This window comes from Flagellimonas sp. 2504JD4-2, assembly GCF_053642935.1.
The window spans coordinates 61,577-83,769 of the sequence record NZ_JBSIOV010000002.1 but is presented as its reverse complement, the minus strand read 5'-3'; the positions used below and the strand labels follow the sequence as shown (position 1 = coordinate 83,769).

Here is a 22,193-nt window from a genome sequence, read left to right as displayed (position 1 = left end):
AATTAAAACTCGTAGATGGTCAACCCACTACGGAGCTTGGGCTCAATATAAGTGCTTTTTGGAGGCATTACCAATCCTGCGTCGGCAATGGCCTTGATTTCTTCCATATTGATGGGAACTAAACTGAATCCAACGGCAAATTCCCCTTTGTCCACACTGTCCTTCATCCGGATGACATTGTGTTTTCCATAGCCATAGGAGATGCGTTTATCGTTTCTTAGATCCGAAATTCCTAAAATAGGTTCCAATATGGTCTTGTAAAGAATTTGGGTGTCCAGTTCACTTAGGGCATCCGTGAATTTATATACTTGTTTTCGCAGATATAGGGAATAGAAATCCCCGTCCAAATACATGCTGAAATGATGCTTGCGCGTTGGTTTGTATAAGCCATCGTCCTTTTTTTCTATTCTGAAATAGGAATCGAGTTGAATAAGGAATTCTTCCTTCGAATATCCATTTAAATCCTTCACCATCCGATTGAACTCATAGATTTTGATATCGGACTCAGGAATCAAATAGGTCATAAAAAAATTATAGGCCTCCGCACCAGAGTGCTTTTTGTTGTTGGATTTCATTTTTTCCGCCAAGAGATTGGAGGAAGCGCTTCGGTGGTGCCCATCTGCAATGTATAGGGCATCCATTTTTGCAAAGGACTGCTGAAGCTTAACTATGACTTTAGCATCTTCTATTTGCCAGAGCTTATGACTGACCTTATCCGGTGTGGTAAAATCGTAATCAGGACGTTTGGACGCCTCTTGTTTCAAAATTGGACCTACGATACTATCATCGGTATATGTCATTAGTACAGGCTCTGCGTTAAAGCCCACGGTGTTCAAATAATCAGCAAATAGCTTTTCCCTTCTTTGGATGGTGTCCTCATGTTTTTTGATAATGTCCTTTTGATAATCGGTCACACTGCAAGCACAGAAGAATCCCAATGTTGTCAAATCTCCCTTTTTGATCTGGTACAGATAAAAGCTGGGATGGTCGTCCTTTTGAAAGATGTTATCCTCCAAAAACTCCAAATATCGATTATGGACGAGCTTAAAACGTTCTTTTCCTGAAATGTTCTTATGAAACTTAAATCCAGGATTGATGATGTGCAGAAAAGAAAAAGGGTTGTACTTCAACACCGATTTAAGCTCGTCTTTTGAATACTCCTCGTACGAACGTGAAGCGACAAAAGCGGCTTTGTCGGAAGTCGGACGAATGGCCTTAAAAGGTTTTATCAGGGCCATCGGCGTCTATTTGAATTGCGAAGCTACTTTTTCGGCTTTTCGGGATTCGGAATAGTCGTAAAACCCTTCCCCTGACTTAATACCCAACTTCCCGGCCATGACCATGTTCACCAACAGTGGACAGGGTGCATATTTTGGATTTTTAAAGCCATCGTACATTACATTCAAGATGGAGAGACATACATCCAGCCCGATGAAATCAGCTAGCTGAAGTGGGCCCATTGGATGTGCCATTCCCAATTTCATAACCGTATCAATTTCTTGCACCCCCGCAACTTGATTGTACAAGGTTTCAATGGCCTCATTGATCATGGGCATCAAAATCCTGTTTGCAACAAAACCTGGGTAATCGTTCACCTCGGTTGGGGTTTTGCCTAACTGCGTTGACAGTTCCATGATGGTCGTTGTGACTTCATCCGAAGTACTATAACCTCGTATGATTTCAACCAGCTTCATAATGGGCACGGGATTCATAAAGTGCATGCCAATGACCTTTTCAGGTCGATTTGTGGCCGCTGCAATCTTCGTTATTGATATGGAAGAGGTATTTGTGGCCAAAATGGTATTTGCCTCGCAGATTTCATCCAAATCCCTAAAAATTTGAAGCTTGATATCCAAATTTTCAGTGGCCGCCTCTACGACCAAATCGGCTTTTTGTACGCCTTCTTTTAGGTCGGTAAAGGTAGTAATGTTGCCGAGTGTATTTTCCTTGTCCTTTTCTCCAATGATTTCCTTGGATACCATTCTGTCCAAGTTTTTGGAGATGGTGGCCATTCCCTTGTCCAAAGACGCCTGTGAAATATCAATCAGTCTTACTTGAAATCCACCTTGTGCAAAAACGTGGGCTATTCCATTACCCATGGTGCCTGCACCAATTACAGCAACTGTATTCATCAACTTAGTTTTTAAAGGATTCTATAATTTGCAAAGCCACTTTAAGTGCTTTGGTCCCTTGTTCCAAGGTCACCACCGGTTCTGTATCATTATTGATGGCATCCGCAAAGGTTTCCAGTTCATCCAGTATCGCATTGTTGATCCGTATCTCTGGATTTTCGAAATAGATTTGCTTTTTCTCACCCTCGGCGTTTTGTAAGATCATATCAAAATCCCCGGGGTTTTTCGGAGCGTCTTTCATTTTGACCACTTCGACCTTTTTTTCAAGGAAATCCACGGAAATATAGGCATCCCGTTGAAAGAACCTGGATTTACGCATGTTCTTCAAAGAAATTCGACTGGAAGTAAGATTAGCCACACAACCGTTTTCGAATTCAATTCGAGCATTGGCAATGTCGGGGGATTTACTGATTACAGAAACTCCACTCGCATTGATTCTCTTCACTTCAGAACCCACAACACTTAAAATTGCATCAATGTCGTGGATCATCAAATCCAAAACCACAGGAACATCGGTTCCCCTAGGATTAAATTCAGCCAATCGATGCGTTTCGATGAACATTGGAGCTTCAATTTTATCTTTTACCGATAAAAATGCAGGATTGAAACGCTCTACATGGCCTACTTGACCCTTTATATTGTGTTTTTGGGATAAATCCAGCAGTTCCTCAGCTTCTTGGGCCGTGTTGGTGATAGGTTTTTCAATAAAGATATGCTTGCCTTTTTCAATGGCTTTTTTTGCGCAATCAAAATGGGACAAAGTTGGGGTTACAATGTCCACAACGTCCACTGCGTCCATCAGATTGTTTATGTTCTCAAAGTATAAATAACCAAATTCGTCAGCCACCTTTTTGGCATTGATCTCATCGGGGTCATAGAAGCCAACGAGTTCATATTTGTCGGATTCGTTTAATAGTCGAAGGTGAATTTTACCCAAATGTCCAGCACCAAGGACACCTACTTTTAGCATACTTCCGGTTTTTGTCAAAAATACGGATATGGTACCATTCTTCCATAAAAATAAGATTGCTTCTATCCATAAAATCCTCTAGAACTTTTTAAATTCGTGTACCAGACCAAAGACATGAAGGATACATTGAAGCATCGCGGTATGCGCAATAAATTGGCAGAAGTGTTGTCTGCCAAGGGAATACAGGATAAAGGGGTTTTAGACGCCATAAGAACGGTGCCCCGGCACTTGTTTTTGGATAGTGGTTTTGAAGATCATGCTTATCAGGACAAAGCATTTCCCATTGGCGCAGAACAGACCATTTCACAGCCTTATACCGTGGCATTTCAAACCGAATTATTGCAGATAACCCCAAATGCCAAGATTTTAGAAATTGGAACAGGTAGTGGCTACCAAACTGCCGTTTTGCTACACTTAAAAGCCAAGATCTACACCATTGAACGGCAACAAGAACTGTTCAAAAAGACCAAGCTCTTTTTTAATAAAATGCACTATAGGCCCAAAAAGGTGATTTTTGGAGATGGATACAAAGGATTGCCGGATGAAGCTCCTTTTGACGGAATAATTGTTACGGCAGGGGCCCCAATGGTTCCAAAGCCTTTAATGTCACAGCTAAAGATAGGAGGGAGGCTGGTTATTCCGGTTGGAGAGGATGAACAAGTAATGACATTATTTATCCGTAAATCTGAAAAAGAATTTGAAAAGCAAGAATTGGGTTCTTTTCGTTTTGTTCCCTTGTTGGAAAATAAGAACTAGCTTGAAATTGGTTCAATTGTTGGGCATTTCGTCAACCTGAACTAGTTTCGGGGTTCTCATGACTGGGAATTCGTATCAATTTTGAGGGGATTCCGAAATAAATTCGGAATGACGTTAAACAATTGTTCGTTTGACGCATTGAAACTTTTCAAAAACTAACGACTGAAGTCTTTCTTGATTCGCGATAGGTCGCGCTTGTTATCCCTGTCCTTAATGGTTTCCCTTTTATCGTATAACTTTTTCCCCTTGGCCAAGCCAATGTTCAATTTGGCCAGGCCTTTGTCATTGATAAAAAGATTCAGGGGGATGATCGTAAGTCCGGACGCGGTTACTTCTTTACGCAGCTTTTTTAACTCTCTTTTATTCAAGAGCAATTTGCGTTCCGCCTTGGGTTTGTGGTTGTAGTACCCACCATGACTGTACTCATCCACCTGCATATTGATCACATAAAGCTCTCCTTTATCGTTGAATTCACAGAAACTTTGGGAAATGGATGCCTTGCCCAATCGAATGGACTTGATCTCGGTGCCTCCCAAAACCAATCCTGCGGTATAGGTATCGAGAATTTCGTAATCGAACCGGGCTCGCTTGTTCTTTATGTTGATATTTTTCTGCATTGTTGGCAAAAATAGAAACTCTTGGCAAAGAAAATTGTAATGTTATGGCGTATTTTGCGATTGTATAGAAAAATAAGATTGATGAGAAAAACCTTGATTGGGATTTTAGCGCTGTTTGTATTGTCTTGCAAAGACAAACCAAAGAACGAAGTAACCGTTCAGGAGATTGTGGATAAATCCATCAACGTGAGTGGCGGGGATATGTATGCAAGCCATGGTACTTCGTTTGAATTCCGCAACCGGAAGTACATTTCTCAAAATGTCGATGGGAAAAAAATATTGAAACGGGTCTCTATGTTGGACTCCGTTACGATCTTGGATATAAAGACAAATACATCCTTCGAGCGTTATATGAACAATACGATGACAGATTTACCTGATTCCATTTCGAACCGATATGCGAATTCGGTTAATTCCGTGCATTATTTTGCGAGATTACCTTTTGGATTGAATGATAGGGCGGTCAACAAGGAATTACTTGGTGAAGAAACCCTAAAAGGGAAGGAATATTACAAGATAAAGGTTACGTTTGATCAAGCAGGAGGTGGAGACGATTTTGATGACACCTATGTCTACTGGTTCAACAAGGAAACTTTTAAGCCTGATTATCTGGCGTACGATTTTCACGTAAATGGTGGGGGGCAGCGCTTTCGTGAAGCCTATAATGAACGCTATGTGAATGGAATTCGTTTTGTGGATTACAATAACTACAAACCCAAAACTAAGGGCACTGATATTTTAAGTATTGGTCAGTTATTCGAAAAAGGAGAATTGGATCTTTTGTCCAAGATTGAACTTTCAAAAATTGAGGTAACCGAAAATTAATCCATCCTTAGGCGAATATCGGTAGCTTCACCGTCGATGATGCGGATGATAAAGAGGCTGCTATTATCAGTATCATCCATTTGGGTGTACTTTTCCATTCCCAGCATATTGTTCACAAAGGTTGGCGTGGTATTACTATGGCCTACTACCAGTACATTTTTTCCTTCGTTTTCCAGTTTAAAGACATCAATGTCCAAATCCCTTGGATCATAATATTTTACATTGATATTTTTCTTAACGGAGGTAGGTGCCGCTGTCATAGAAGTTCGCTCATAATTGGTTGAATAAATGACATCAAGATCTATTTGGTCAAAAACCTCGGCCCATCTGACCGCTCTCATAAGGCCATCTTGATTCAATTCTGGGTCGTGGTTTTCGGGATCGGAGCGATCTTTTTCCGCATGCCGAATAAAGTAAAATGTGGAAACTATTGGATCGGTAATTTCGCTATCTTTATTTGAATTATTGCAGCTAGTATTTCCAATTAAAAAAATTGCAACCGCAATCAGAAGTTTGGTTATTCGCATAATAGTTGATCTAAAGTCCCCTTTTTTACTTTGTTGGTACCTAAAATAACGTTTAATTTTCATTTTCTCGTATGCCCAAACCATTCGTTTTTATTGTCTTTTTATTTATGACCATAAATTTTTGGGCTCAAGAAACCAACCTACCTTCTGATTTTAGACAACATAATCTCTCTCAGTTCAATGCTAGCTTGTTAAATGCTACTTATGGTTTAAACTGGAACAATCCCAATTCACTATCCCTATGGTCGCGATGGCAATGGCAGACCATTGATGGCGATCCTACTAGTTTATTTGTCAATTATACACATGGGATTGGCCAAAATTCATCTTTTGGAATTGGGTTTTTACAACATAACACGGGCATATATTTGAATACGGGCGCCAATTTGAGTTATGTTCATGCAATTGTCCTTGATGATGTAAGATTGGTTTTTGGGACAAATGTATATGGGTTCCAGCAAGAGGTGGCCGATGATGCCCTTGTTCCTGATCCTGGAACATTGGAAAACACCAACGATTTTATAATAGCTATATCACCTGCTGTGCGACTTGAAGTCGATGGATTTGGTCTAGGGCTGGCTGTTGAAAATGCGGTGGATTTTAACCTATCCAATAGTGATAAAGAAGGGGATGTGACAAGTGTAATTGGAACGCTGAGTTATGACTTTCCGGTAACCATCCTTCCAGCATTGGGAGATACTTTTGTCAGGCCAATAGCATATGTAAAGTCCATCACAGATGTGGATACGCAGTTTGGTATTAATGTGCTGCTTTATTCTGACAAACTCTGGGTTCAAGGTGGCTTTAACAACTATTATGGTCCATCAGGGGGAGTGGGGGTAACTTTTGCCAAGAAACTATCCGTGGGTGGTTTGATTGAGGTTGGAACTGAATGGCCCCAGAGCGGAGAGGACCCTACTATCGAAATTATTGCTTCCTACCATCTTGGAAAAAGTGATAGCAGAAAGAAAGTGGTTGGGTTCGATGTTGAAAAAGACGACGCATTGGCTTTGGCGCGGATAAAGGCCGAAGAAGCACAAAAAGAACGAGAGGCGCAGGAAGTACAGAGGCAGCTTGACGAGGCGGAAGCGGAGCAAAAAGCGAGGGAAGCGCAACAGAAAATAGAAGAGGAAGAACGGCTCGCTGCAGAAGAGCAACAACAACTTCTTGCCATGCAAGGACGAGAACGCGATTCTATTGCACAAGCTGAATTGGAAGCCCAAAGGCTTCTTTTGGAACAGAAAAGGAAGGATAGCATAGCGCAGCTTCAACGTCAAAAAGTTGAAGTGAAACCCAATGAAAGATATCAGGAGGTTACAGACGCGGATGGGCTGGAGTCCGGGTTTTATTTGATTGCCAATGTATTTGGCACCAAAAGATATTATGAAAGCTTTATGCTTTCCCTAAAGAAGAAAGGATTAAGCCCAAAATCGTTTTACAGAACGCAGAATAAATTCAACTATGTGTATTTGGAACGTTACGATACGATGCAAGAAGCCAGAAAGGCTAGGGACAGTAAGTTTTTTGGCAAATACCCAGATAAAACCTGGATTTTTAGGGTACGAAAAGACTAATTCTGAAATTCGCCAGAAGAAAACTTACACCAATTCACATCGAAATGTGATTACGGCTTTCAAGCTTCTTGTTTAAAATCAAAGTATCCTTGGTTATTCAATCTCGCGAATGCGGACAGCATTGGGTTGTATGAGCCCGCCGGCACCGATAGACACAAGATTCTTTATAAACATCCCGTTTGAATCATACATTTTAACTTCGGAAGTTGCTCCACTACCAATTATGAAATCCCCATTGGGGAAAAAGTCGACACCTTCTGGTTCAACCAGTCCTGTAGCAATAAAATTACCAATTAAATTGCCATCAGCGTCATATTGTACAACTCGGTCACCGGTCCAATCATTTACAAAAAGATTGTCTTGGTCGTCAAACCATAGGTCAGTTGGCCCAGCAATTCCGGAATTGGCATATATTCCCATATCATTTCCATCTGCATCAAATTTTCTAATCGAACCGCCATCAAAAGAAGATACATAAAGGTTTCCGCTGGAGTCCCAATCAAGACCAATACTTTGAGAAACCCCGGTATCGGTAAAATCATCCACAAAAGTACCATCCAGTTGATAGCGGCGTACCAGACCATTACCTTCCCATTGTAAAACATACAATAAATTGTCCGAACCGATCTTCATTCGGGTTGGACCGCTTATACCACTAGCAAAGGTTCCGATCAAACTTCCTGTTGCCGCGTTATATCTATTTATTTTATTTGAACTAAGATTGGAAATCAATACCTGTTCTTGATCTTCCAAGAACAGTATGTCTTGAGGCCAAGCTAAATCGTCGTCAATAAAAGTAATGGCGTTTTGACCATTTTCATCATATCTCAAAATTTTCCATGGTCCGGTGGTGAATTCTGCAGCATCACTTACGTAAACATATGTTCCGGGTGCAGGTTCTGAGTCAATGACTGTAAGGGAGAAAGTAGAGGAAATACTTCCCACACTTGCCGTTACAGTTGAACTTCCTACGGTCAGTCCAGTGACCAGACCGCTATTATCGACACTAATATTACCATTGTTGCTAGACCAATTTATAGTTCCGCTAATAGCAATGGGCTGCCCTGTTTGGTCCCTGCCGGAAATACTTAATGTCGTCGTGTTCGTTCCGAATAAGTCTAGTTGATTACCATTGGAAGAATTGATTTGAATACTTGACAATACCGGATCTGGAGTCGGTGGGTGATCTGGAGGGCTATCACTTGAGCTACATGCGCAAATTAGAGCGAAGAATAAAAGGTTTAGTGTTTGTTTAAAATAGTCTTGAGCTTTTCGTTTCATTTTTTGAAGTATTGATGCCTTTGGTGAAAGACATAGTAGCTATTACCTTTATTTGACATTGTGTAACAAATGAAGAGATAAAAAGACTATAGGTTGTTAATCCACGTCGGGATTGACAAATTTTCAGGGTGATTTATCCTTTAGGTAGGGAAGAAAGATGAGTTTGGCCGTGCTTATTTTTTGATTTCCTTTTGTACCAAATGTTCCAGATAAGCGATTGTGTTGATCAAATATTTACGGTCTCGGGTCATTGTGGACATTGCAATGGCGCCCTGAAGCATCGTAAAGAGCTGTTTGGCAAACTGAAGGGGGGGAACAGGTAAATAAATCTCATTTTGATTGACCCCGTTTTCCAAAACCAAAGCTACTTTACCTTCAATCTCTTTGATGGTTTCCTTGACTGCTGCAGCCAAAAGTTTATTGTTGTTTTGAGCATCCACTCCCACATTGATAATAGGGCAACCACCTAAATTGATTGTAAAGACATCATATTGTTTGTAGAATTTCAGGAGTGAATACAACTTATCCAAGGCACCGCCTTCGATAGTCAATTTTTCATCGATAATAGCTAACAAATGGTTACGGTTATACTCAAAGGCCGATAATGCAAGAGCTTCCTTGTTCTCAAAATTTCCGTAAATGGCGCCTTTGGTAAGTCCCGTGGCCTCAGTAAGGTCACTCATGCTAGTGCCTACATATCCAAACTTGTTGAAGATGGGCGCAACGGTCTCAATAATGTATGCCGTGGTTCGTTCTGCTTTTTTGGTCATAGTGGTTCGGGTTGGTTCGGGTTCAGCCGGCACTAGCTAATATATAAAAATATACTGTTGGGTATCTCCGGACCTGAATTTTTAACATCAATCCCAAACCCTTTCCAGAAACCGAATAAAATTTCTGTGCATTATGTTTTCAATATCTCCTTTTGAATAACCTCTTTTGGAAAGAAGTTGTGGAACGAGCTGCAAATCGGCGATGGTGTCCATGTCTGCCGGACTTTGTTCTGTACCAAAAGCGCCATCCAAGTCAGTTCCCAGACCAACGTGTTCCGTATTGCCGGCCAATTGACAGATATGATCTATCTGGTTCACCATGAGTTCCAGAGTGACTCCCATTTGTTTTGGATCGGACTCTCCCCTGATCCAGTTGGGAATCATCATCCACGTGTCGAGAGGCATTCCTATGACCGCTTTTCTACCAATTAACTCCATAATTTGCTCATCCGAGAACTGACGGTTATGGTCAACCAAAACCCTACAATTGCTATGACTGGCCCAAACGGGTCCATCATAGATTTTTAGGGTCTCCCAAAAGCTAACATCACATAAATGTGTCGCATCCAAAATGAGATTGAGTTCCGCAATCTTTTTAAGAAGCTCCTTGCCCTTTGCACCGATTCCACCAAGGGAATCCGTTCCATGCGCATAAACGCCAGGACCATAATGGGCAGGCCCAATTGCTCTTAATCCTGAACTGTGGGCCTCTTCCAAATAGCTCATGTCCACTATAGAATCCGCACCTTCAAGGCTTAATATAAAACCTACGGGTTTGTGCCCATTTTCATTTTTCCAGAGTTCCAAATGGGCATGTAGCTCTTTCAAATTGGTGATTTGGGCCATCTCACCAGCTTTGACCATACTTTGGTACCAAGCCAATTGTCCCTGCGTCTGTGCCCATGCCTGATGTTGCGATGACCAACCCGGCAAAGGATTGTTTCTCCCGGAATATCTTGCTATCTGCGTGGCAACGCAAAGTCCTATATTGCCTTGGCGCATGGCGTGTAACGACACTGTGTTGTTACCGCGGTCTGGCTTGTCATCCATTCCTTTTTCCGAAGTCCGGATTTCCTGGACAGGAAGGCGCAGGTCGCGGTTCCATTCCAAGGCATTCATGGCCAAATCCAAGTGGGCATCAAAAACAAACATGAACTTCTTTGAGTTTTAAGATTGATGCAATTCAAACATAGCCTCTATCTCTACAGGAATATTTTCGGGGAGCATCATGCCGACAGCACTTCGAACCCCAATTCCATTCTCCTTACCAAATACATCGGCCATTAATTCACTAAAACCATTGATTACATAGGGTTGTTTTCCAAAATCCGGGGTGCAATTTACCATCCCCAAAACCTTTACTACTCTTTTAATTTGATCTAGACTCCCAAAATGGGTGGTAATGGTGGACAACATGGTCAAACCTACTTGTCTTGCGGCCAGTTTAGCGGCATCTTTGTCCAAATCATCACCAGCTCTCCCCTTCATAAGGGAACCATCGGTTTCAACAGGACCTTGGCCGGAGACATAAAGGAAATTATCCACTACGAGTATTGGCCTGTAAACCCCTGCGGGTGGTGGAGCAGGGGGCAGTACCAATCCCAATTCTTTTACGCGTTCTGAAGGTGTTGCTTTCATATTTTTTTCAAATTATTGTATTCATTACCAGGACTCCAATAAGGCCCATGATCCCAACAAGGGTCTCCATCACCGTCCAGGTGGATAAGGTTTCTTTCACGGAAAGATTAAAATATTCCTTAAACATCCAAAATCCCGTATCGTTCACATGGGAAAGCATCAAACTTCCCGACCCTATGGCCAACACCATAAGTTCTGCACTTACTCCGGCCCCAGAAGCTAAGGGGAGCACAATTCCAGCAGCGGTCAATCCAGCTACGGTGGCAGACCCGACACTCACCCTAATGGCCGTGGCAATGAGCCATGCCAATACTAATGGGGAAATACTGGAACCTTCGAGACTTGATGCGATATAATCACTGACCTTACTGTCGATCAACACTTCTTTCAACGCTCCTGCACCGGCGATAATCAAAAGAATCATGGTAATGGTGGATACAGAAGTCGAAATGGATTGCATGATTGACTTCATATCTTTCCCTCGGGCTAAGCCCAAGGTGTAGATGGCAACAAGCACAGATATGAGCAAAGCGATTACCGGATTTCCTAGAAACATTAAGATATCTCTGGTAACGCCATCCTGTAGCAAGTTTTCCCCACCTATGCCCAATCCAATTAAAATGATGGGAAGAAGGGCAGTCAACACGCTTATTGTTGTAGAAGGCAAAAGATTTTCCGGGATCAGTTCAGGGTTATAAAACTCTTCCAATGGTTTTGCCTCCACTTTTTTAATGGTTCGGGCAAAGAGCGGTCCGGCAACCAAAATAGCAGGGACGGCAATAATAATTCCATAAATCAGTGTCTTGCCAATATCCGCATTGAACATGGCGGCTATAGCGGTAGGGGCCGGATGTGGCGGAAGATATCCATGGGTCACCGACAATGAGGTCAACATGGGTAGACCAACATATAGCAATGGCAAACCTGTGGAAATGGCAATGGTAAAAACCAAAGGGATTAGAATCACGAATCCAACAGAATAGAACATGGGAATTCCAACTATAAAACCTGTGAGTACCATGGCCCATTGCACATTTTTAATACCAAAGGCTTCCACCATTCTGGTGGTGATACGTTGGGCGGCACCGCTATCGGCCACCAATTTACCCAACATGGCCCCTAGACCTAAGATCAGTACAAGAAAACCAAGGGTATTTCCGATACCACGTTGTATAGATTTTACAATGTCCGAAAGTTCCATTCCTTGGAAAATCCCAACAAAAAGACAGACAATAATAAAAGCTAGGAAGGCATTCAACTTTACCCGGGCAATCAGCAAGAATAGTACTAAGATGCCCAAGATGGCGATGACGATTGGCATGGTTGGATTTTTATAAAAACCCCTAAAATAAAGATTTGCAGGGATACTTAGGCTGTCTTGGATTTGATTTTTTGACGGGATTTGGAGGCAACCCAAAAATAAAGCCCTTGCTATGGTGAAAGCAAGGGCCTAAAACTGACTGAGTATATTTCTATTCTACCAATTCGCTCTGGTTCCTGAAGACCAATTTGTCATCGAAAGAATCCAGCAATACGATGCTGTCCGCTTTTATTTTACCTGCCAAGAGTTCTTTGGACAGGTTGTTCAACACTTCCTTCTGAATCAAACGCTTAACCGGTCTTGCCCCAAATTGCGGATCGTATCCCTTTTCAGCCAAATACACTATGGCCTCTTCCGTTGCATCCAAAGTAATGTGTTGTTTGGAAACCATCTTTTTCAACTGATCCAATTGTAGACGAACAATTTCCTTGATGTTGGATTTGTCAAGCGGGGTAAACATGATAATATCATCTATCCGGTTTAAAAACTCAGGACGAATGGTTTTGCGCAGCAATCCCATTACTTCAACTCTTGCAGCTTCCGCAGCACTCTCTAAATCCAAAGCGTCTTCAAATTTCTCCTGAATGATCTGACCCCCCATATTACTCGTCATAATAATAATGGAGTTCTTGAAATCTGCTACCCTTCCTTTGTTGTCGGTCAATCTACCTTCATCAAGCACTTGAAGCAGAATGTTGAAAGTATCGGGATGTGCTTTTTCAATCTCATCCAACAACACTACGGAATAGGGTTTTCTTCGAACTGCTTCGGTTAATTGTCCGCCTTCATCGTAACCAACATATCCGGGAGGTGCTCCTACCAATCTACTTACTGCATGCCGTTCTTGGTACTCACTCATATCTATTCGGGTAATAGCATTCTCATCATCGAATAGATAGGCTGCCAACGTTTTGGCAAGCTCGGTTTTACCGACACCTGTATTCCCCAAGAAAAGGAATGAACCAATAGGCTTTTTGGCATCTTGAAGTCCAGCACGGCTCCTTCGAATAGCATCCGAAACAGCTACTATGGCCTCCTCTTGACCCACAACGCGTTTGTGCAGTACATCTTCCAGTTGCAACAGCTTTTCACGCTCACTCTGCAACATTTTGGTCACCGGTATTCCTGTCCATTTGGCAACTACCTCGGCAATGTCTTCATTGGTGACCTCTTCTTTGATCAGGGTTCCCGCACTTTGTTGCGCAGCAAGTTCCTCTTGCAACTTTTCCAAGTTTTCCTGTGATTCCTTGATTTTACCGTAGCGCAGTTCAGCTACCTTCCCATAATCGCCATTACGTTCAGCACGCTCAGCTTCCAGTTTGAAGTTTTCAATATCCTGCTTGGTTTTCTGGATATTGTCCACAACGGTTTTCTCACTTTCCCATTTGGCAAATATTTCGTTGCGCTCTTCTTTGAGATTGGCCAGTTCCAAATTCAATGTCTGGAGTTTGGCCTTATCATTTTCACGCTTAATGGCTTCAATCTCAATTTCCAACTGCATTATTTTTCGGTCGAGCACATCCAACTCCTCAGGTTTGGAATTGATTTCCATCCGCAGTTTGGATGCAGCCTCATCTATAAGGTCGATGGCTTTATCGGGTAAAAAACGATTGGTGATATACCGCTGTGAAAGTTCAACTGCAGAGATTACCGCCTCGTCTTTAATGCGAACCTTATGGTGTGTTTCGTATTTTTCCTTGATTCCCCTCAAAATGGAAATGGCACTTTCGGTATCGGGTTCATCAATAACCACTTTTTGGAACCTACGCTCTAAAGCCTTGTCCTTTTCAAAATACTTTTGATATTCATCAAGCGTGGTAGCTCCAATGGCCCTGAGTTCTCCTCTCGCCAATGCGGGTTTCAGAATATTCGCGGCATCCATGGCCCCTTGGCCACCTCCAGCGCCAACCAAGGTGTGTATTTCATCAATAAAGAGTACAATATCCCCGTCTGATGAGGTAACCTCCTTGATTACGGCTTTTAACCGCTCCTCGAATTCACCTTTGTATTTGGCTCCCGCGATAAGTGCTCCCATATCCAGGGAGTAAATGATTTTATCCTTTAGATTCTCAGGAATGTCGCCCTGTACAATTCTATGCGCCAATCCTTCTGCGATGGCAGTTTTACCCACCCCGGGCTCCCCCACCAACATAGGATTGTTCTTGGTTCTTCGGGATAGAATTTGAAGTACTCTTCGTATTTCCTCATCCCTTCCAATCACAGGATCCAGTTTCCCACCGTCTGCGAGCTGGTTTAAATTTTTTGCATACTTATCCAACGAATTATAGGTGTCCTCGGCACTTTGCGAAGTCACTTTGCCACCTTTTCGGAGTTCATCAATGGCGGCTTTCAGGTCTTTTTCGGTAACGCCTTGGTCCTTGAGGATCTGTGCGATTTTACTTTTGGATTTGAAAATGGCCAATAGCAAATGTTCTATGGAAACAAATTCGTCTCCTTGTTTTTTTGCGATGATGCTGGCCTCATTAAGCGCTTTTCCAGCTTCCCTGGAAAGCATGATGTCACCTCCAGAGACTTTGGAAAAACTCTCCAGTTCTTTTTCCAAAATCTGACTGATCAACGAGACATTGACATTCAGTTTTTTGAGTATAAAGGGAAGTACATTTTCGTCTACCTCGGAAATGGCTTTGAAAATGTGCTCATTCTCTATTTGTTGATGTCCAAGCCCTTGGGCAAGCTGTTGCGCCTGCTGAATGGCTTCTTGTGATTTTATAGTGAAATTATTAAAGTTCATTTTCAATGTTTTATTTCCTTTATGTCAACAACCTTACCATTGAAAGTGAACCGTCAAAATGTCGGTAAAACCCCAAAAACAAAGGACATTTCGTCAGTTTGTAAGCTTTTTGTCCAAGCTCGACATAACTATTAAATTAGCAGCATGGGAATATTCGATAGCTTATTCGGTAAGAAAGAAGAAACACAAAGCGAGAAAAAGCAAATTCCGTGGATACCTTTGGTATCTCTTGATCAACTCGAAGAAATCGCTGAAAAATCCAACACGCGGACGCAGCTTATATTTAAGCATTCGACAACTTGCGGGATTAGCCGAATGGTATTGAACATGTTCACTTCGTCCTATGCTTTGGAAGAGGATGTAGACATCTATTTTTTGGACTTACATGCACACAGGGATGTGTCGAACGGTGTTGCTGCCAAATTTCAGGTAATGCACCAGTCCCCGCAGCTATTGATCATTAAGAATGGAGCGGCTAGCTACCATACTTCACATGGGGCAATTGCCGATTTGGATTTAGCAGCGTTGGTTTAAGGGAAAGTGTATACCACTTCGAGCGCATCCGATAATTGAATCCTTTGTTGGACACGGCTATCGATTACGCTCGATATGATAATTTATTTAGTCATTGAACTGATTGTCCGCGACAAACCGGTTTTGGGCAATAATTGACTTTAATCTCAACTTCAGGTCCTCACCAGCGTCATAAACCATTTGTTCATTGGTAGGGAACGGAACGGCCCTAACATTCAGCAATGTAATAAGATCGGTATCCAAAGCTCTTTTGTCGCCTCTATAGTTGGCATAGATATGCTCAAAGACAAATTCACTGCTCAACGGATAAGAATTGAGTTCCTGACCGCTATTCAAATCGGTAAAGCTAACTCTAGCACCAATTTGGGCAGCCTTGAATTGCGTGAACTGATAGAAATTACACTTCACTTTTTTGAACTTATCAACTTTGATGTCGTTACCAAGACTATCTTTGGCTACATTTCCATTGTCGTCCAACACGTATTCATAACCGTCTTTGACCAGCTTTTCCTTTATGATCTGTTTCTCGTTTACTTGCTCAGGTGAAACATTGATTTCCCTAAAGTCGAGGTTCAACGCATAGTCATACGTGATATCAGCTACAGGATTGGCATGGTATTCCATCCAAAAGTTATTGATGCCATATGCATTGAAATCCAATAACTCCTCTTCCAATCTTTCTGGGATGATCTGCTGGGTATCGTTACCGATTTCAACCCGCACATATTCGAGTCCTTGCGTATAGGCCTCGTCCATTTTGGCAATGGTCTCCTTATAACCTGGATTGATTTCCTGCAAATACTTCAATTCACCATAGGCAGCCCTATAATCCGCTTTTTCCTTAGCTGAGGTCAATATATTTGCGGCATTGCTGTACAGATATTCAGAAAGGTTGTTCTTGGTGGATACAATCCTTGAATCGTAGTTTACAAAGTCGAAGGAAGCATTCCTGTTTTCATCATAAATAGGAAGGGGCATCAACGGTCTAATTCGCTCTTGCATTTGCTTCAACTGCAAATACTTGTTGTAAATGGTTTCCAGATTTGCAGGATTACCATCATTCTGCAAAAATGCAATTTGTTCCATTTCACGTGCAGCATTTTTGGCAAACGCATCCTCCAATAACAAAACGTAGTTTTGATGACCTTTTTTGGTCTTATTATCGGTCAAATTTTTAATGGCCCTATTCATGGCCGATTGATAGTTACCGCTGTTTAGGGCTTCCTGGGTTTTTTTGACCCCGCCACAGGCAGCTAGTATGATCAATAAACTAATGAGTAATGTTTTTTTCATGGCTTTTTGATTTTACTGGTTTTTAGGTGGTTTCCAACAGCCGTGCCAAAAACCTATAGTTTAGTAACGAAAAAGGATGAGTGGTAGTATATTATCGATGAAATACACGAAATTGAGGGATTTTTCAGTGAATTTGTTGCAAAAATCCATTGTTAATTGACATTTGATAAATTCCTTTCCTGCACTTATTTTTTTCGATTTTGTTTACCATTCTATTTGTAATTTTGGGACTTCTTAATTTAAAGGCAAATGCAAAGAGACCACCAGATTTTTGAACTCATAGAGAGTGAAAGAGAAAGACAGATTGAAGGAATAGAACTTATTGCTTCGGAAAATTTCACCAGTCCCCAGGTCATGGAAGCTGCGGGATCTGTTTTGACCAACAAATACGCTGAAGGCTATCCCGGAAAGCGGTACTACGGTGGTTGTGAAGTAGTCGATCAGGTAGAGCAACTGGCCATTGACCGGGCAAAGGCTCTTTTTGGGGCGGAGTATGCCAATGTGCAGCCCCATTCCGGATCTCAGGCAAATGCCGCGGTTTACCATGCTTGTCTTAAGCCTGGAGATACGATCTTAGGGTTTGACCTATCCCATGGGGGACACCTTACCCATGGATCACCGGTAAACTTTTCAGGGAAGTTGTATAATCCTGTTTTTTATGGGGTGGATGAAGAGACAGGTACGATAAATTACGATAAGGTCCAGGAAATTGCGACCAAGGAACAACCAAAATTGATCATTGCCGGAGCATCGGCCTATTCCCGGGACATGGATTTTAAACGATTCCGTGAGATTGCTGATAGTGTGAACGCCATTTTGTTGGCCGATATCTCGCACCCAGCTGGATTGATCGCTAAGGGAATTATGAACGATCCCATTCCGCATTGCCATATTGTTACCACTACAACGCATAAAACCTTAAGAGGCCCACGCGGTGGACTTATTTTGATGGGCAAGAATTTTGAAAACCCATTCGGCATCCGATTGAAGAACGGAAACTTGAGAAAGATGTCCGCTCTATTGGATTTGGCCGTTTTCCCAGGCAACCAAGGTGGACCTTTGGAGCACATAATTGCCGCGAAGGCCGTTGCCTTTGGTGAAGCACTTTCCGATGACTTCTTGCATTATATGCTTCAAGTAAAGAAAAACGCCGATGCCATGGCCAAAGCTTTCATGGATCGCGATTATAAGGTAATCTCCGGGGGTACGGACAACCACATGATGTTGATCGACCTTAGAAACAAGAACATTACTGGGAAAGACGCGGAGAAAGCCTTGGAAAACGCTGCCATCACCGCCAATAAGAACATGGTGCCGTTCGATGATCAATCACCGTTTATCACATCGGGAATTCGTTTTGGAACATCGGCCATCACAACCAGAGGGTTAAAAGAGGCCGACATGGAAACCATCGTGGACTTTATTGATGCGGTGATCACGGACCCGGAAAACCAGGAGAACATAGCCCAAATAAAGACAAAGGTCCATGAGCTTATGAACTCACGACCTTTGTTCAATACCTAAAACTAACTAAAAGGTGCGCTTAGGCTAAGCCTAAGGTGTAAAGTTGTCAGTCCAAAAGGAAGAAATCCTCTTTGAACAGTTTTTTGGTGTTTAAATTATATACCATTGCGTCATGGTTTACTTGATCATCAAAGTAAAGCCCCCAATGGTCAAAATAGCTTAAATCAGTTTCCGATACCTTATTGAATGTCTGCGGGACATCCTCAAAAACAGGCACAAATATTTCATACGGCATCTCGGTCAATCCCTTGGTCAGGTAAACGAAGTGTTCGCTGACCTTCGAGATGATTTCTCCAAGTAGTTGCGGAATACTCTGATCGTGTATCCTTGTAACTATTATGGAGGTGTCTTTAAAATGCAATGACAGTTCAGCAATATCGATAGCTCCCTTGTTAAGATCACTTAAATTCTCATAGGATATATCAAAAGGGGAGGGCAGCTGTGTGTTACCACTATTTTGTGCAAATCCACCCCAGTTTCCGGAGTTGTAATAATGCAAACTTTCCGTAAGCCCAAAATTGCAACGGAGTTCTACGATCAAATCGGCCCTGAACTTTTCAGTATTGTATCTACATTGAACAGAAGCCTCAGCAAAAAAGTCTTTTTCTAGCGTTCTTGTAAATTCTTCCAAGCCTCTCGCAAGGATGAAACTTTTAATTCCGTCGAGCGGTAAATTAAAATCAGATTTTTTTTGGAATGGCATATTTGGCAGATTGGTAATAATGTTCTCTACCAAAGTTAAAACGAATCTTTATCTTCAGATTGAAGGAAATCCTTAAAAATTATGGGGTTTTTCTAGTGTTTGGCCACTTTTTTAATCAAAAATGACAAAAAACACACTTTTTTCTTACATCCAGCTTTTTAGCAAATATGTCGGGACTTATATAAATCCTCTGTTTTTTGCAGCCAATATCAAGGCCAAATCGTTCTCGTTCTCCGTTCCAAAAAGAGACTTCAAATGCCGCTTTCTGTTCTCTATGGAAGAAGGCGATAAACGAATGAATTTTTCAAGGTCCTTGTTTTTGGTGCCGATGGACAGATGATAGAGAATCTTCTTGTCCTTCTCATCCAAATTGATGTCATTGGACAACTTTTTGCGTATCGCCGCCAACGCCTTGGATGAGTAATACGGAGGATTCAAGGTGACCACCTTCACAGCCTCTTCCAACGTTTTTGGGTCAATATCTGTCTTGACCAAATAGCCATCAGGGTCCACTGAAGTAAGAATACTGTTTATGCGGAAATTGTCCCCGAACGAAGACATAAATACAATCTTGGTCTCAGGCACCAATTGACGCGCCAAAATTCCGAGTTCCTCACCCGAATGGGGCTGGTCTTCGTTGGGCGGGTACATTTGCACATCCAGGAAAAGAATGTCGTACTTAAATGAATTTACCGACTCCTCAATCAATCTTTTGCCCTGCTCAAAAGTGTTTGCGGTATCAACAATGATACTGTATCCATCAAAAACAATGCGCTCAAGAATGAACTTATAGCCCAGCATTGTCATTTCATGGTCATCAATTGCTAGAATTCGTAATGTCTTCATTTGGATTGTTTTCACGTTTTCGATTTATACGTTTAACATCTGTCTGTACTCCTGAACTTTGGCAGGACTGTCCAATTTTACATATTCTGTGGGTAACGTAACGGTTACCGTGGTGCCCTTGCCTTTTTTACTATCGAAACCCAAGGTTCCGTTTAATTTCTCGACCCTCGAAATTACATTTCTCAGGCCAATGCCGCGTTTGCCCTTACCGGTATCAAAACCAACACCATCATCTGCGACCACCAATTTAAGGTTGTCGTCGTCCGCACTAAAAGTGACATCCACTTTTTGGCAACGCGCATGCTTCACACAATTTTGGAGGGATTCCTGTACAATTCGGTAGGCATTGATCTTGATATCACCTACCAAGCTGTCCCATTCCACACCCTCATCAAATTGAAAAGAACATTCAATCCCGGAAGACTTGCCCGTAGTGTTGATCAACTCTTCAATGGAAACAATAAAGTTATGAATTTTTTGGTAAGAAGCGTCGCTAAGTTCGTGCGAAATCGTCCGTATTTCCTCCTCCACTTCACGCAGTTTTTCTATGAGTTCGCCCCGCTGTTGAATGGAAGCTTCGTCCTCTTTATCGTTCAGTCCACTGAGTATTAATCGTATACCCAGCATTTGGCCTAGGATGCCATCGTGTAGCTCCTCTGAGATGCGCTTTTTCTCCAGTTGTTTGCCCTCTTCAAACTTGCCTTGCTGGGAGAGCATAAGGTTGTAGATCTCTTGGTTGGACTCTTGCTGTTTTTGTTGGAATTTTAATCTATTGTTACTGATGCGTTGCGAAACAATAATGATAAAGGCAATACCCAAGACCACCAATCCCAGCGCCGCCCCGATCCAAATCTGTTTTTGGCGGGCAAGAAGCTCATTTTGTTCGATAATTTCATCTGTTTCCAAGCGAATTCGGGCAAATTTATCTCGAATTACTCTTTCATCATCTTTTAGTTTTTCACTTAATTCATAATACTGATTTGAATAAGAAACAGCGTTGTCACTATCCAAATTAGTCAATAATTTAAGTACTTGTAATAAATGGTCATTGTTGGAAGTTTCCTTAGAAAGAGCCAACGCCTCATGAGATACCCTCAATGCAGATATTGTGTCCTTTCTAGCTGACAAAACCTCTGCATAATATTGTTTAGCACGAGCTTGATCTACAGAAAATCCAATGCTGTCATTTATTGTAATTGCATCCAAAAGCAATTTTTCTGATGAGTCGTAATCTTCCTTGCTTTTAAAAAGCGTGTAACCGAGACTCACTAAAGCAGTTGAGTACAATCCAGGATTATTAGCTTTTAAAAGGGAATCCTTTACAAGGCTACTGTAGGTTGTTTCTGCTTTCATGTATTCTTCGTTGCGTAAAAATTCGAAAGCTATATTGTTTTGATTCCTCCAAATAATATCGTTCCTATTTGCGCTTGGGAATTTATTCACGTAGGCTCCAGCTTTAATGTAATATTCCAGAGCCTTTTCAGAATTTTTCATATTGCTTGCAGTAATGCCAAGAATATTATAACAATTGTAGATTCTCCTATAATCCTCTAAATCATCAAAAATTCTTAAAGCTTCAGTAATATTTTCTTCTGCACCTAAATGGTCCATAAAATAATCCTGAATCCTTCCCATACTGTATAGAATTCTTCCTCTTAATGATAGGGAAGTAGAATCCATGGGCAGCTGGTTAAAACTTCTGTAAGCTCTTTTGTAGTGAAAATAGGCGCTATCCATTACCCCATAGGATTTAAAGAAAGCAGCTAAATCCCAATGAGATTCACCCAAAGCCTTATAAATACCATCTTCTTCGGATAGCCGTTGCACTTTAAGGTTCATTTGTCTAAACCCTAAAGAATCGTTTAATCGTTTGTATGCCAAAGAAATACGAGAAAGATGATCTAGACGGATGGTATCATTGGAAAGCGAGTTGGCTTTGGATTCTGCATCCTTTAGATACTGCTTTCTGTCTCCCATAGCCAGTTGCGTACTATCTCTGGCAATGTCAATCCAATCGTTTATTGCTGCCGAATCAGGTAGAACAACAGTACTTTTATCCCTCGATTGTTGCGTACAACAAACGAAAAGCAGAAAAATTATTATTAAGCTCTTGTTTTTCAACTTAATAGG

At 41.7% G+C, this 22,193-nt stretch carries 20 protein-coding genes; 5 read left to right on the top strand and 15 right to left on the bottom strand.

Translation table 11 applies throughout. The features are described 5' to 3' along the window. Window positions 1-2 precede the first annotated feature (2 nt). The 3 genes from ACULLH_RS07050 to ACULLH_RS07040 are packed head-to-tail and all read right to left on the bottom strand — an operon-like array spanning window position 3 to window position 3,102. A complete protein-coding gene (locus tag ACULLH_RS07050; RefSeq protein ID WP_454088038.1) occupies window positions 3-1,238 on the bottom strand; it encodes a DUF1015 domain-containing protein in 1,236 nt (411 codons plus the stop codon). Between the two features lie 6 nt (window positions 1,239-1,244). Beyond that, complete coding sequence (locus tag ACULLH_RS07045; RefSeq protein ID WP_454088037.1) at window positions 1,245-2,132, bottom strand: 3-hydroxyacyl-CoA dehydrogenase family protein; 888 nt, start codon at window positions 2,130-2,132, stop codon at window positions 1,245-1,247. Window positions 2,133-2,136: 4 nt separating this feature from the next. Further along, window positions 2,137-3,102 (bottom strand): Gfo/Idh/MocA family protein, encoded by a 966-nt coding sequence (locus ACULLH_RS07040; protein ID WP_454088036.1) that lies wholly within the window; start codon window positions 3,100-3,102, stop codon window positions 2,137-2,139. A 114-nt stretch (window positions 3,103-3,216) separates the two neighbouring features. Here ACULLH_RS07040 and ACULLH_RS07035 point away from each other — a divergent pair, with 114 nt between their 5' ends. Further along, window positions 3,217-3,858: a protein-L-isoaspartate(D-aspartate) O-methyltransferase gene (locus ACULLH_RS07035; RefSeq protein ID WP_454088035.1), complete on the top strand. Its 642-nt coding sequence runs from the start codon at window positions 3,217-3,219 to the stop codon at window positions 3,856-3,858. 155 nt (window positions 3,859-4,013) lie between these two features. Here ACULLH_RS07035 and smpB read toward each other — a convergent pair whose 3' ends face one another. Then, window positions 4,014-4,475, bottom strand: a complete 462-nt coding sequence (smpB, locus tag ACULLH_RS07030; RefSeq protein WP_454088034.1) for an SsrA-binding protein SmpB — start codon at window positions 4,473-4,475, stop codon at window positions 4,014-4,016. 81 nt (window positions 4,476-4,556) lie between these two features. Here smpB and ACULLH_RS07025 point away from each other — a divergent pair, with 81 nt between their 5' ends. Further along, window positions 4,557-5,300: a DUF6503 family protein gene (locus ACULLH_RS07025; RefSeq protein ID WP_454088033.1), complete on the top strand. Its 744-nt coding sequence runs from the start codon at window positions 4,557-4,559 to the stop codon at window positions 5,298-5,300. Here the strand turns inward: ACULLH_RS07025 and ACULLH_RS07020 are convergent. Further along, on the bottom strand, window positions 5,297-5,827 hold the full coding sequence (locus ACULLH_RS07020; protein WP_454088032.1) for a SixA phosphatase family protein: 531 nt from the start codon (window positions 5,825-5,827) through the stop codon (window positions 5,297-5,299). The genes ACULLH_RS07025 and ACULLH_RS07020 overlap by 4 nt on opposite strands. A 71-nt stretch (window positions 5,828-5,898) precedes the next feature. On the opposite strand from ACULLH_RS07020, the gene ACULLH_RS07015 reads away from it, so the two are divergent. Then, on the top strand, window positions 5,899-7,401 hold the full coding sequence (locus ACULLH_RS07015; RefSeq protein WP_454088031.1) for a PorP/SprF family type IX secretion system membrane protein: 1,503 nt from the start codon (window positions 5,899-5,901) through the stop codon (window positions 7,399-7,401). A gap of 93 nt (window positions 7,402-7,494) precedes the next feature. Here the strand turns inward: ACULLH_RS07015 and ACULLH_RS07010 are convergent, their stop codons facing one another. The 6 genes from ACULLH_RS07010 to clpB form a co-directional block, all read right to left on the bottom strand. Then, window positions 7,495-8,682, bottom strand: a complete 1,188-nt coding sequence (locus tag ACULLH_RS07010; RefSeq protein ID WP_454088030.1) for a hypothetical protein — start codon at window positions 8,680-8,682, stop codon at window positions 7,495-7,497. A 173-nt stretch (window positions 8,683-8,855) separates the two neighbouring features. Continuing rightward, window positions 8,856-9,452, bottom strand: a complete 597-nt coding sequence (locus ACULLH_RS07005) for a TetR/AcrR family transcriptional regulator (RefSeq protein WP_454088029.1) — start codon at window positions 9,450-9,452, stop codon at window positions 8,856-8,858. An 87-nt stretch (window positions 9,453-9,539) separates the two neighbouring features. After that, window positions 9,540-10,604, bottom strand: a complete 1,065-nt coding sequence (locus tag ACULLH_RS07000) for a dipeptidase (RefSeq protein ID WP_454088028.1) — start codon at window positions 10,602-10,604, stop codon at window positions 9,540-9,542. Between the two features lie 15 nt (window positions 10,605-10,619). Continuing rightward, window positions 10,620-11,090 (bottom strand): RidA family protein, encoded by a 471-nt coding sequence (locus tag ACULLH_RS06995; protein ID WP_454088027.1) that lies wholly within the window; start codon window positions 11,088-11,090, stop codon window positions 10,620-10,622. A gap of 7 nt (window positions 11,091-11,097) precedes the next feature. After that, the gene (locus tag ACULLH_RS06990) at window positions 11,098-12,411 is read right to left on the bottom strand and encodes a gluconate:H+ symporter (RefSeq protein WP_454088026.1); all 1,314 of its coding nucleotides are present in this window, start codon (window positions 12,409-12,411) and stop codon (window positions 11,098-11,100) included. A gap of 151 nt (window positions 12,412-12,562) precedes the next feature. Then, entirely contained in the window at window positions 12,563-15,163 is a 2,601-nt protein-coding gene (clpB, locus tag ACULLH_RS06985; protein WP_454088025.1) for an ATP-dependent chaperone ClpB, read from the bottom strand. 144 nt (window positions 15,164-15,307) lie between these two features. Between clpB and ytxJ the strand changes: the two genes are divergently transcribed. Next, window positions 15,308-15,697 carry a bacillithiol system redox-active protein YtxJ gene (gene ytxJ, locus ACULLH_RS06980; protein ID WP_454088024.1) on the top strand — a complete coding sequence of 130 codons (390 nt, stop codon included), beginning with the start codon at window positions 15,308-15,310 and terminating at the stop codon, window positions 15,695-15,697. Window positions 15,698-15,784: 87 nt separating this feature from the next. Here the strand turns inward: ytxJ and ACULLH_RS06975 are convergent, their stop codons facing one another. Then, window positions 15,785-16,990 (bottom strand): hypothetical protein, encoded by a 1,206-nt coding sequence (locus tag ACULLH_RS06975; RefSeq protein WP_454088023.1) that lies wholly within the window; start codon window positions 16,988-16,990, stop codon window positions 15,785-15,787. Window positions 16,991-17,239: 249 nt separating this feature from the next. Here ACULLH_RS06975 and glyA point away from each other — a divergent pair, with 249 nt between their 5' ends. Further along, a complete protein-coding gene (gene glyA / locus ACULLH_RS06970) occupies window positions 17,240-18,514 on the top strand; it encodes a serine hydroxymethyltransferase (RefSeq protein ID WP_454088022.1) in 1,275 nt (424 codons plus the stop codon). Window positions 18,515-18,560: 46 nt separating this feature from the next. On the opposite strand, the gene ACULLH_RS06965 is transcribed toward glyA, so the two are convergent. The 3 genes from ACULLH_RS06965 to ACULLH_RS06955 form a co-directional block, all read right to left on the bottom strand. After that, window positions 18,561-19,217 (bottom strand): hypothetical protein, encoded by a 657-nt coding sequence (locus tag ACULLH_RS06965; RefSeq protein ID WP_454088021.1) that lies wholly within the window; start codon window positions 19,215-19,217, stop codon window positions 18,561-18,563. Window positions 19,218-19,394: 177 nt separating this feature from the next. After that, window positions 19,395-20,063, bottom strand: a complete 669-nt coding sequence (locus tag ACULLH_RS06960) for a histidine kinase (RefSeq protein WP_454088020.1) — start codon at window positions 20,061-20,063, stop codon at window positions 19,395-19,397. A 24-nt stretch (window positions 20,064-20,087) separates the two neighbouring features. Continuing rightward, window positions 20,088-22,184 carry a tetratricopeptide repeat-containing sensor histidine kinase gene (locus ACULLH_RS06955; protein WP_454088019.1) on the bottom strand — a complete coding sequence of 699 codons (2,097 nt, stop codon included), beginning with the start codon at window positions 22,182-22,184 and terminating at the stop codon, window positions 20,088-20,090. Window positions 22,185-22,193 lie beyond the last annotated feature (9 nt).

What these genes read in the sequence shown, in the direction of transcription:
- ACULLH_RS07050 (WP_454088038.1), bottom strand. Translation starts at nt 1,238, where the DNA reads ATGGCCCTGATAAAACCTTTTAAGGCCATTCGTCCGACTTCCGACAAA.
- ACULLH_RS07045 (WP_454088037.1), bottom strand. Translation starts at nt 2,132, where the DNA reads ATGAATACAGTTGCTGTAATTGGTGCAGGCACCATGGGTAATGGAATA.
- ACULLH_RS07040 (WP_454088036.1), bottom strand. Translation starts at nt 3,102, where the DNA reads ATGCTAAAAGTAGGTGTCCTTGGTGCTGGACATTTGGGTAAAATTCAC.
- ACULLH_RS07035 (WP_454088035.1), top strand. Translation starts at nt 3,217, where the DNA reads ATGAAGGATACATTGAAGCATCGCGGTATGCGCAATAAATTGGCAGAA.
- smpB (WP_454088034.1), bottom strand. Translation starts at nt 4,475, where the DNA reads ATGCAGAAAAATATCAACATAAAGAACAAGCGAGCCCGGTTCGATTAC.
- ACULLH_RS07025 (WP_454088033.1), top strand. Translation starts at nt 4,557, where the DNA reads ATGAGAAAAACCTTGATTGGGATTTTAGCGCTGTTTGTATTGTCTTGC.
- ACULLH_RS07020 (WP_454088032.1), bottom strand. Translation starts at nt 5,827, where the DNA reads ATGCGAATAACCAAACTTCTGATTGCGGTTGCAATTTTTTTAATTGGA.
- ACULLH_RS07015 (WP_454088031.1), top strand. Translation starts at nt 5,899, where the DNA reads ATGCCCAAACCATTCGTTTTTATTGTCTTTTTATTTATGACCATAAAT.
- ACULLH_RS07010 (WP_454088030.1), bottom strand. Translation starts at nt 8,682, where the DNA reads ATGAAACGAAAAGCTCAAGACTATTTTAAACAAACACTAAACCTTTTA.
- ACULLH_RS07005 (WP_454088029.1), bottom strand. Translation starts at nt 9,452, where the DNA reads ATGACCAAAAAAGCAGAACGAACCACGGCATACATTATTGAGACCGTT.
- ACULLH_RS07000 (WP_454088028.1), bottom strand. Translation starts at nt 10,604, where the DNA reads ATGTTTGTTTTTGATGCCCACTTGGATTTGGCCATGAATGCCTTGGAA.
- ACULLH_RS06995 (WP_454088027.1), bottom strand. Translation starts at nt 11,090, where the DNA reads ATGAAAGCAACACCTTCAGAACGCGTAAAAGAATTGGGATTGGTACTG.
- ACULLH_RS06990 (WP_454088026.1), bottom strand. Translation starts at nt 12,411, where the DNA reads ATGCCAATCGTCATCGCCATCTTGGGCATCTTAGTACTATTCTTGCTG.
- clpB (WP_454088025.1), bottom strand. Translation starts at nt 15,163, where the DNA reads ATGAACTTTAATAATTTCACTATAAAATCACAAGAAGCCATTCAGCAG.
- ytxJ (WP_454088024.1), top strand. Translation starts at nt 15,308, where the DNA reads ATGGGAATATTCGATAGCTTATTCGGTAAGAAAGAAGAAACACAAAGC.
- ACULLH_RS06975 (WP_454088023.1), bottom strand. Translation starts at nt 16,990, where the DNA reads ATGAAAAAAACATTACTCATTAGTTTATTGATCATACTAGCTGCCTGT.
- glyA (WP_454088022.1), top strand. Translation starts at nt 17,240, where the DNA reads ATGCAAAGAGACCACCAGATTTTTGAACTCATAGAGAGTGAAAGAGAA.
- ACULLH_RS06965 (WP_454088021.1), bottom strand. Translation starts at nt 19,217, where the DNA reads ATGCCATTCCAAAAAAAATCTGATTTTAATTTACCGCTCGACGGAATT.
- ACULLH_RS06960 (WP_454088020.1), bottom strand. Translation starts at nt 20,063, where the DNA reads ATGAAGACATTACGAATTCTAGCAATTGATGACCATGAAATGACAATG.